At 74.2% G+C, this 8,517-nt stretch carries 10 protein-coding genes and 4 tRNA genes; 7 read left to right on the top strand and 7 right to left on the bottom strand.

What is annotated here, in order from left to right; translation table 11 throughout:
* From ECOMGDLI_RS09125 to ECOMGDLI_RS35855, 3 genes are all read right to left on the bottom strand, one after another.
* Positions 1 to 433, bottom strand: a 433-nt coding sequence (locus ECOMGDLI_RS09125) for a hypothetical protein (protein WP_143447599.1), incomplete at its 3' end; no start/stop codon positions are given.
* Between the two features lie 115 nt (positions 434 to 548).
* Positions 549 to 620: transfer RNA gene (locus ECOMGDLI_RS09120), tRNA-Val, on the bottom strand.
* 109 nt (positions 621 to 729) lie between these two features.
* Positions 730 to 1,290, bottom strand: a complete 561-nt coding sequence (locus ECOMGDLI_RS35855; protein WP_088316279.1) for a TIGR02611 family protein — start codon at positions 1,288 to 1,290, stop codon at positions 730 to 732.
* Position 1,291: 1 nt separating this feature from the next.
* Between ECOMGDLI_RS35855 and ECOMGDLI_RS09110 the strand changes: the two genes are divergently transcribed.
* Positions 1,292 to 1,702, top strand: a complete 411-nt coding sequence (locus ECOMGDLI_RS09110) for an SsgA family sporulation/cell division regulator (RefSeq protein WP_088281446.1) — start codon at positions 1,292 to 1,294, stop codon at positions 1,700 to 1,702.
* A 106-nt stretch (positions 1,703 to 1,808) separates the two neighbouring features.
* On the opposite strand, the gene ECOMGDLI_RS09105 is transcribed toward ECOMGDLI_RS09110, so the two are convergent.
* Both ECOMGDLI_RS09105 and ECOMGDLI_RS09100 read right to left on the bottom strand, forming a co-directional pair.
* Entirely contained in the window at positions 1,809 to 2,660 is an 852-nt protein-coding gene (locus ECOMGDLI_RS09105) for an aminotransferase class IV (RefSeq protein WP_088316269.1), read from the bottom strand.
* Positions 2,657 to 3,739 (bottom strand): chorismate-binding protein, encoded by a 1,083-nt coding sequence (locus ECOMGDLI_RS09100; RefSeq protein WP_088316267.1) that lies wholly within the window; start codon positions 3,737 to 3,739, stop codon positions 2,657 to 2,659. The genes ECOMGDLI_RS09105 and ECOMGDLI_RS09100 overlap by 4 nt, the downstream gene beginning before the upstream one ends.
* 193 nt (positions 3,740 to 3,932) lie before the next feature.
* Between ECOMGDLI_RS09100 and ECOMGDLI_RS09095 the strand changes: the two genes are divergently transcribed.
* The 3 genes from ECOMGDLI_RS09095 to ECOMGDLI_RS09085 all read left to right on the top strand — a co-directional run bounded on the left by ECOMGDLI_RS09095 (position 3,933) and on the right by ECOMGDLI_RS09085 (position 4,219).
* Positions 3,933 to 4,005 (top strand) — tRNA-Gly (locus ECOMGDLI_RS09095).
* A gap of 33 nt (positions 4,006 to 4,038) precedes the next feature.
* Positions 4,039 to 4,109: transfer RNA gene (locus ECOMGDLI_RS09090), tRNA-Cys, on the top strand.
* A gap of 35 nt (positions 4,110 to 4,144) precedes the next feature.
* A tRNA-Val gene (locus tag ECOMGDLI_RS09085) sits at positions 4,145 to 4,219 on the top strand.
* Positions 4,220 to 4,278: 59 nt separating this feature from the next.
* Here the strand turns inward: ECOMGDLI_RS09085 and ECOMGDLI_RS09080 are convergent.
* A complete protein-coding gene (locus ECOMGDLI_RS09080; protein WP_088316265.1) occupies positions 4,279 to 5,802 on the bottom strand; it encodes an FG-GAP repeat protein in 1,524 nt (507 codons plus the stop codon).
* Positions 5,803 to 5,898: 96 nt separating this feature from the next.
* On the opposite strand from ECOMGDLI_RS09080, the gene ECOMGDLI_RS09075 reads away from it, so the two are divergent.
* A complete protein-coding gene (locus ECOMGDLI_RS09075) occupies positions 5,899 to 6,480 on the top strand; it encodes a GNAT family N-acetyltransferase (protein WP_088316263.1) in 582 nt (193 codons plus the stop codon).
* Between the two features lie 4 nt (positions 6,481 to 6,484).
* Here ECOMGDLI_RS09075 and ECOMGDLI_RS09070 read toward each other — a convergent pair whose 3' ends face one another.
* Positions 6,485 to 6,898 carry an SRPBCC family protein gene (locus ECOMGDLI_RS09070; protein ID WP_158220951.1) on the bottom strand — a complete coding sequence of 138 codons (414 nt, stop codon included), beginning with the start codon at positions 6,896 to 6,898 and terminating at the stop codon, positions 6,485 to 6,487.
* 173 nt (positions 6,899 to 7,071) lie between these two features.
* Here ECOMGDLI_RS09070 and ECOMGDLI_RS09065 point away from each other — a divergent pair, with 173 nt between their 5' ends.
* The gene (locus ECOMGDLI_RS09065) at positions 7,072 to 7,668 is read left to right on the top strand and encodes a sulfite oxidase-like oxidoreductase (protein ID WP_088316259.1); all 597 of its coding nucleotides are present in this window, start codon (positions 7,072 to 7,074) and stop codon (positions 7,666 to 7,668) included.
* Entirely contained in the window at positions 7,661 to 8,497 is an 837-nt protein-coding gene (locus ECOMGDLI_RS09060) for an FAD-binding oxidoreductase (RefSeq protein ID WP_198954709.1), read from the top strand. Before ECOMGDLI_RS09065 ends, ECOMGDLI_RS09060 begins: the two co-directional genes overlap by 8 nt.
* Positions 8,498 to 8,517 lie beyond the last annotated feature (20 nt).

Genomic DNA, 8,517 nt, shown 5'->3' with positions numbered 1-8,517 from the left:
CGGTGGACCACCCCGAGAACGCGGCCGTGAGGTCGGCGCCGCCGTAGGAGCTGCCGATCCCGCCCTGTTCGAGAGAGGCCTCGTCGCCGTCGACCATCCGGGCCACCTCGCTGACCTGTGTGGCCAAGGGCCCCGCCGGGACCGGCCCCGGATCGACCTCCGGCCGCCCGCTGAACAGGAACAGCGCCACCGACCGTTCGTAAGCGTCGTAGCGCCCGGCGACGTCCGACACCACCTCTGCGTGCGCACGCAGCAGGACGGCGTCGTCGCGGGCCTGGGACGCCGACCGCCACGCGAGGAGACCGACGACCAGGGCGATGACGATGACGACCGCGGAGAGAGCCGGCGCGACGTGTCGGCGGCGGCTCTGCTCTCGCTCCGGTGCGGTGTCGTGGTCGCCCGGGGCGTCGACCTCCGGCTGCGGGCCAGGCATGTCGCCGAGCCTACGGCTGTCCGGCGATCATGGGCAGGCTCTACGGGCGCGCTGCGCCACCACTCCCCCATCAAGAAGAAGGACCGACCCTTGACGGATCGGTCCTTCTCGACGGTGGGCGATACTGGGATCGAACCAGTGACCCCCTCGGTGTGAACGAGGTGCTCTCCCGCTGAGCTAATCGCCCGGGACGGTCCCGCCGTACTGCTCGGGACCGCACGATCGTAGCGAACGAGACAGGCTCTCGACCAATCCGTTGGCGACGCGCCGCGCGGTGGTGCAGGGACGCCGTCGGCCTACAACCCGGGCAGCGGCGGGACGACCTGGTCGGGCACCCACTCGGGCACCCCGAGGACGGCGAAGACGCCCCACAGGACCGCCCCGACGAAGGCCGCCGTCGCGAGGCCGATGAGGACCCGGACCGGGATCGACCGTTGGCCCACCCAGTGCGTCCAGGCGCGGACCTTCCCCCGGACGACGTGCAGGAGCCGCTGCGCCCACTCGAACTCGGTCGAGAGGATCGCAAGCCCCAGGATGACGACCAACCACCCCGGACCGGGGAAAGGCACCATGAACAGACCGGCAACGAGAACTGTCGTGCCGACCAAACCGGTGACGACCTTCCAGGCGAGGCGTGTCGCAGGGTTACTGCGGATACGCTCACGCCAGGCGAGTGCCCGTCGCAGGATCGGATGTGACTCTCGCCGAATGGCAGTGGATTCGCTACTGTGCGTGTTCGCGGGGTCTCCCACGGCACCACTGTAGGCAGATCGCTGCGCAGTGTTTCGCTTCGACGCTCGCGGGGAATGATGCGGGCACGGACCATCCGGGTGGGGGTCCACTGATTGAGGGAGCATCATGCAGCCGCACGTAGACGTCGAGTCCTCGGTCCAGCTACGGCTGGTCGTGGCCGACGCGGACGCCGTCCCGCTCCCCGTGAGCCTGAGGTACTCCGCCTCCGACCCGTACGCCGTCCGCGCCGTGTTCTCCGGCGACGGCATGGAGGTCGAGTGGGTGTTCGCCCGCGAGCTGCTGCGCACGGGGCTCGCCTCGCCCGTCGGTGACGGGGACGTCCACGTCTGGCCGTCCTGGGGCACCGGTCGCGAGCTGCTCATGATCTCCCTTACGTCTCCTGACGGCCAAGCCGTCCTCGAGGCAACGGCCGATGACGTGCGGTCGTTCCTCGACCGCACCGCCGCCGTCGTCCCGGACGGCGACGAGAGCGCCTACCTCGACCTCGACGCCGCGCTGACCCGCCTGCTCTCCTGATCGACCGTACGACCTCGACCTGAAGCCCGCGTCCCCACCCGCGCGGCACACGTACTCCGGAGGCCGGTCCCCGAGGGACCGGCCTCCGCGGCGTCCTGCGCCCGGCCTACGGGTCGAGCCGCTCCGCACCCCGCCGCGCGAACAGGTCCACCGCGGCCTTGCCGAGCGGGCTGCCGGGGAGCACCCGGCCGTCGACGACGTTCACCTGCTGGACGTCGCGGGTCGAGCTCGTGAGCAGCAGGTCCTCGACGAACGCGAGCCGCTCGAACGGCACGTCCTCCTCGGCGACGGGCAGCCCCTCCTCGCGCGCCCACTCCAGGAACAGCTCCCGGCTGATCCCCGCGAGGCACCCGGAGGACAGCGGCGGCGTGACGAGCCGGTCCCCCTCGAGCACGACGACGTTGGACCCGGTGCCCTCGCAGAGCATCCCGGCGGTGTTCGCCAGGAGCGCCTCGTGCGCCCCCTTCTGCTTCGCGGCACGCAGCGCGACGACGTTCTCGGCGTACGACGTCGTCTTGGCCCCGGCGACGGCGGACCGCTCGTTCCGCGTCCACGGCACCGACGCGACCTCGATGTGCCCGGGCCACGGTGCCGCCGGCGCGGCCGCGACGACGAGGGTCGGGGGCACGTCCGAGCGCTCCGAGCCGAGCGGGCCGGCGCCGGCGGTGACGGTGATCCTCAGCCGGCCGAGCGGCAGCGGCCCGCCCGCGCCGGCGAACGCCGCGGCGAGCGTCTGCGCGACGGCCTCCCGGACCTGCCCGTCGTCCGGCGGCGTGATCGCGAGGATGTCCAGCGAGCGGCGCAGCCGCCGCAGGTGCCGGGTCAGGGCGTAGGCCTCGCCGTCGACGATCTTGCAGGTCTCGAAGGCGCCGTCCCCGACGGTCACCCCGTGGTCGAGCGCCGCGACCCGGCCGCCGTCCGCCACGACGTGCCCACCGACCCACACCGTCGTCGTCATCGGTCCTCCTGACCTGCGGCGGCGGCCGCCGTGGCCACCACCTGTCCGTCCCGTGGTTCTACACCGCTCGCCAGCCCGACGAGCCGGCGGGCCTTGAGCTCGGTCTCGGCCCACTCGGCCTGCGGGTCCGAGCCCCACGTGATCCCGGCGCCGGTCCCGAACCGGAGCTCGCCGTCGTCCCACCAGAAGGACCTGATGCCCACCGCGAGCCGGGCCGAACCCCGGTCGGCGTCGACGAACCCGACGGCGCCGCAGTACGGGCCGCGCGGCACCGGCTCGAGGTCGGCGATGGCGCGCAGCGCACTGCTCTTCGGCGCCCCGGACACCGACCCGGGCGGCATCGTCGCGGCGAACAGGTCCGCCCAGCCGGCTCCCGGCCGCAGCCGGCCCTGGACCGTCGAGACGAGGTGGACCAGGCCCGGGTGCTGCTCGACGGCGAGCAGGGCGGTCACCTCGACCGTCCCGGGCACGCAGACGTGCTGCAGGTCGTTGCGGACGAGGTCGACGATCATGACGTTCTCGGCCTCGTCCTTGGGCAGCAGGTCGGCGGCGGTGCGTCCGGTGCCCTTGATCGGGGACGACGTGACGACGTCCCCGTCGCGCGCGAGGAACAGCTCGGGAGACGCGCTGACGACCCGGGTCGCCGGCACCCCGCCGAACGCCGGGACGTCGACGACGCCCGCGTAGGGCGCGGGGTTGCCGGTGGCGAGCGCGGCCGCGAGGGCCCACGGGTCGGCGTCCGGGTCGACCGGCGCGGAGAGCACCCGGCAGAGGTTCACCTGGTAGACCTCGCCCTCGAGCACCCGGTGCCGGATCTGCGACACCCCGGCGACGTAGGCCTGCTCGTCGAGCGAGGTGCGCCAGGAGTCCGCCGCCGGGCCGCGCCAGGGGCCGGACGGCGGCGGCAGGGGTGCGTCGCGGACGTCCGCGAAGCGCCAGAACCGGTACTCCTCCTCGAACGTCGCGACGACCGCCCACCAGCCGCCGGCGTCCAGCCGGGCCGGGTCGGACGTCGCGTCGACGACCCCGGTGGCGCGGCGGCCCGCGAACCACGCGGCACCCTCGGGACGACCGGTCACGGACCGGAACGCTACCCGCCGGGCCGCCCGCTCCCCCGGCGTCCTGGGCTGAGTTCCACGTGGCGCCGTCCGGCCGTCACGGCGGGCCCGACACGCCCGCGCCACTCGTGGAGGAAGTCAGTTGGACTCACCTGCAAGACGTCGGCTAATGTTCAGAACGCGCTCAGGGCGGCGGAAGTCGCCAGGAGATCGTGCGGACGTGGCTCAGTTGGTAGAGCATCACCTTGCCAAGGTGAGGGTCGCGGGTTCGAATCCCGTCGTCCGCTCGGAGGCCCACCAGCCTCACGGTGGCAGCACCCGGTGGAGTGGCCGAGAGGCGAGGCAACGGCCTGCAAAGCCGTGTACACGGGTTCAAATCCCGTCTCCACCTCTCACGCTCCGGTCCCCACACCGGTGCGAGCATGAGGGCGATTAGCTCAGTGGGAGAGCGCTTCCTTGACACGGAAGAGGTCACTGGTTCAATCCCAGTATCGCCCACCAGATCAGCGCAGTCAGAGCCCGGATCCTCTTCTGAGGGGCCGGGCTCTTCTGCTGGGCACTCAGTCGGACGACGAGCTGAGCACCCTTCCGTAGCGCTCGCCGAGCAGGTACCCGTCGGGGAACTCCAGCGTGGAGCGGAGCACGCCGTTGTCGACGATCCCGCCCGAGACCGGCTGGACGAGGCCGGAGTCGGCCTTCGTGCCGATGTCCTCCAGCGGGACGCCGACGAGCAGGCGGTCGGCGTAGCCCTCGTCGAGGTCGGTCCGGCCGCGCACGATGGTGAGCACCGAGCCCACGCCGTCGCCGGCCTCGGCCGCCCCGGCCATCCCCGCGCCCTGGCGCACCACGCGGGCCGGGCAGTCCGTCGCCCCGGTCTGGGTGAGCAGGGTGACGCTGCCCGCGTCCGCCGCGGTCCCGACGTCCTCGCCGGGCGACCCGACGGCGATGTCGATGTTCTCCGCGCAGAGCAGCGCGAGGCCGACGACGACCTGCGCTCCGAAGCGGTCGCCGGCCTCGAGAGCGCCCGGCACGCCCGAGGAGGCCTGGGTGATGCCCCGGTGGCCGTAGAAGAGGTCGTTGCCGGCGCGCAGGATCATCACCTGCACCATCCCCGAGTCCACGCGGCTGCCGTCGTTCTCCCCGGGGACGCCGACGGCCGCCGTCCGCCCGCGCATGCTCACCGACGCGCCGAACCGGTCACCGGCCTCGGCCGTGCCGGCGACGCCGGGCGTGTCCTGGGAGAAGACCTGCGACGAGACCGCGGCCCCGGTGCTGCCGACGCGCAGGAACCAGACGGACCCGGCGTCCGCCCGCGTCCCCACGTCCTCGAGCGGGTCACCGACGAGCACGCCGCGGCCGGTGCCCACCGAGGCCAGCACGGAGCCGAATCGGTCACCGGCCTCGGCCGTGCCGGGGACGCCGGCGGAGTTCTGGCTGCGGACCTCACGGGCCGTCACGGTCACCCGGCGGGCGCCGCCGGGCGTGATCGTGTAGCGGTAGACCTCGCCGGCGCTCGCCTTCCCGTTGACGGTCGCCTCGGGGGCCCCGACGTAGAGGTCGTGCACGTCGCCGCGCTTCTCCAGCGCCAGCGCCGCCCCGAAGCGGTCGAACGGGTCCGCGCCGTTCGGGATGACGAAGGCCGTCGTGGTGTCGATGCCGCTCGTGCCGCCGAACACGATGTGGACCTGGCCGGTGTACCGACCGGCCGCGCCGGTGCCCTCGCCGGGTGCGCCGACGACGAGGTCGGCGCAGCCGTCGCCGTCCAGGTCGCCGACCGCGACGGCGGCCCCCACCTGGTCGTTGTCGTCCGGGCTGCCGCCGAGCATGCCCGTCGTCAGCTGCCGATCGGGGCTGCTCGTGCCGCGCACGTCGACGCCGCCCCGGCCGTCACCGACGTTCGGCATCCCGACGACCACGTCGGAGACGTTGTCGCCGTCCACGTCGCCCGACGAGTGCACGGTCTCCGGGTCGCAGGCCGCCGCCATCGCGCTCGGCGCGCCAACGACCAGCCCGGCCAACGCCAGCGCGGCGCTCGCCCCCAGGGCCAGCACCCTCCGGGACCTCGTCGGCAGATGGATCCGCATGGCGGAAGCATGGTGCACCAGCGCGTCCGACGACCAGAGGTCCCCGGTCCCGACCCGTTCAGGAGACCGCGCGGCACCCGGTCCTAGGCTCGTCCCATGCCCGTCGAGGTCCTGCCCGCCACCCGGTTCGACGACGTCGCGACGATCCTCGGGCCCAAGAACCCGACGTCGTCGGTGTGCTTCTGCCTGAGCCACCGGCTCGACGCGGGGACGAACAACTCCCTCGTCGGGCCGGCCCGCGCGGCCTACGTGCGGGACCTGTGCGACCAGGACGTCGCACCGGGCGTGCTCGCGTACGCGGACGGCGAGGTCGTCGGGTGGGCGGCCGTCGCGCCGCGGGCGGGGCTGCCGTTCGCCCGCTCCCGGAAGATCCCGCACGTCGACGACCTGCCGGTGTGGTCGGTGTGGTGCTTCCGGGTGCGACCCGGGCACCGCGGCCGCGGGCTCGCGCACGACCTGCTCCGCGGCGCGGTCGGGTTCGCCCGCGACCACGGCGCCCCGGCCGTCGAGGGCTACCCCGTCGACAACCGCGACGCGAAGGTGGACCTGACGATGGCGTACGTCGGCACCCGCGCGCTGTTCGAGGCCTCCGGGTTCACGAAGGCCGCCGACACCGGCGCCGTCTCCGGCGGGTTCCCGCGGGTGCTCATGCGCCTCGACCTGAGCGAGACGGTCTGAGGGCTCACCGCGCCGTGAGCGCCCCCTCGAGCTCCCGCAGGTCCCGGGCGGCCCGGTCGCCGCGCGGCAGCACCATCTCGGCGAGCGCCGCGAGGAACGTCCCCGGGTGCCAGCGCAGCTCCAGGTGCACCCGCGTGTGCCTGCCGTCGACCGGGGTCAGCGCCAGGCACCCGGAGTACTCGGGCCCGTCGAGGGAGCGCCAGGTGAACCGGTGCCCGGCGGCGTCCCGGCGGACGGCGACGGTCGCCTCGCGGCGGTCGTTGCCGTCGTGCACGCAGAACACCCAGCGCTCGTGGGACACCCGGGTCGCCGCGTCGAGGCCCACGAGGAACCGCGGCCACTGCTCGACGTCCGTCAGGAACCGCTCGACCTCCGCGACGGGGGCCGTCACCGTCGTCGTCGCCTCCTGCGTCCGCATGACACCTCCCGCGTCCTGCCGCGCCGGGCCCGTGCCGGCACCCGCCCTCACCATCCGCCTGCCTGCGGACGACGCAACTCGATCGCGCGCCGCGGCCGCCTCCGTGTAACGCTTGGCGCGCCTCTGCGCACCGACGCCTGAGACCGTCCGCCACCAGACCGCCGGAGCCGTCGATGTCCCTGTTCTCCCGCACCGCCCGCGAGCGCGACCCCCGGCTGCCCCCGGGCCAGTACGACGCCGGCGACACGTTCCCGGTGCTCACCGCCGAGGTCGTCCCGCGGATCGACCCGTCGCAGTGGTCGTTCCGGATCGACGGGCTCGTCACCACGACCCGGACCTGGTCCTGGGACGACGTCCACCGGCTCCCCGCCTCGGTCTACGAGGGCGACATCCACTGCGTGACGACGTGGTCCAAGCTCGGGACGTCCTTCGGTGGGGTCAGCCTCGACACCCTGCTCGCCGAGGCCGGTCCGCTGCCCGCCGCGACGCACGTCGTCGCGTGGAGCTCCACCGGCTACACGACGAACCTGCCGCTCGAGCACGTCACCGGCGGCAAGGCGTGGGTCGTCTGGGAGCACGAGGGCAAGCCGCTGCCCGTGCCGCACGGCGGGCCGGCCCGGCTCCTCGTGCCGCACCTGTACTTCTGGAAGAGCGTCAAGTGGGTCGGCGGGCTGCGGCTGCTCGACCACGACGAGCCCGGCTTCTGGGAGACCCGCGGCTACCACGAGCTCGGCGACCCGTGGACCGAGCAGCGGTACGACGGTGACTGACCGGATCGGGGCCGGAGCGGCCGACCTGCCGCCGCTGCCGACCCTCGGCGGGCTGCCGCCGCTGCCGACGCTGGGCCCGGTGGGCCGCCGTCCGCCGCCCGGCGGGGCCCGCCGGGAGTGGGTCACCGCGACCGTCGAGGCGTGCACCGAGGAGACCGCGCACGCCCGGACGCTGCGGCTGCGCCTGCCCGACGGCACCCCGGCGCACACCCCCGGGCAGCACTACGTCGTCCGGGTCGGGCGGGACGACGGGTCGTGGGCGCAGCGCTCGTACAGCGTCGCCTCGGCACCGGCGCTGCCGCCCGCCCCGCCGACCGTCGACCTGACCGTCGAGCGGCTCGATGACGGCGAGCTGTCGCCCTACCTGCACTCGCTGCGCGTCGGCGACCGGGTCGAGCTCCGCGGACCGTTCGGCGGCTGGTTCGTCTGGCGCGGCGAGCGGCCGGTGCTCCTCGTCGGCGGCGGCAGCGGCGTCGTCCCGCTCGCGTCGGTGCTGCGCGCCTGGCAGCAGCGCGGGCGGCCGGGCGGTGACGGGGCGATGCACCTCGTCGTGTCGGTCCGCTCCCCCGCGGACCTGTTCTACGCCGCGGAGCTCGCGGGCTCCCCGGACGTCACGGTCGCGCACACCCGCACAGCACCGGACGACGCGGCCCGGCCGCCCGGCCGGCTCACCGTCGACGACCTGCGCCCGTACGTCACGGCCGCCCCGGACGCCCTCACGGTCTACGTCTGCGGCTCGGCCGCGTTCGCCGAGGGCGCCACCGGGCTGCTCGTCCGCGCGGGCGTCCCGGCGTCCGCCGTCCGGGTGGAGGCCTTCGGGCCGTCCTGACGAACCTGATCCCGTCGACG

The organism is Kineosporia sp. R_H_3 (assembly GCF_002198675.1).
In the GTDB taxonomy this organism is placed as follows: Bacteria; Actinomycetota; Actinomycetes; order Actinomycetales; family Kineosporiaceae; genus R-H-3.
This window is presented reverse-complemented; position numbering and strand designations above follow the sequence as displayed.

Coding starts and splice junctions, on each gene's coding strand:
- ECOMGDLI_RS35855 (WP_088316279.1), bottom strand. CDS start 1,290: ATGCTCCCTCAATCAGTGGACCCCCACCCGGATGGTCCGTGCCCGCAT.
- ECOMGDLI_RS09110 (WP_088281446.1), top strand. CDS start 1,292: ATGCAGCCGCACGTAGACGTCGAGTCCTCGGTCCAGCTACGGCTGGTC.
- ECOMGDLI_RS09105 (WP_088316269.1), bottom strand. CDS start 2,660: ATGACGACGACGGTGTGGGTCGGTGGGCACGTCGTGGCGGACGGCGGC.
- ECOMGDLI_RS09080 (WP_088316265.1), bottom strand. CDS start 5,802: ATGCGGATCCATCTGCCGACGAGGTCCCGGAGGGTGCTGGCCCTGGGG.
- ECOMGDLI_RS09075 (WP_088316263.1), top strand. CDS start 5,899: ATGCCCGTCGAGGTCCTGCCCGCCACCCGGTTCGACGACGTCGCGACG.
- ECOMGDLI_RS09070 (WP_158220951.1), bottom strand. CDS start 6,898: ATGCGGACGCAGGAGGCGACGACGACGGTGACGGCCCCCGTCGCGGAG.
- ECOMGDLI_RS09065 (WP_088316259.1), top strand. CDS start 7,072: ATGTCCCTGTTCTCCCGCACCGCCCGCGAGCGCGACCCCCGGCTGCCC.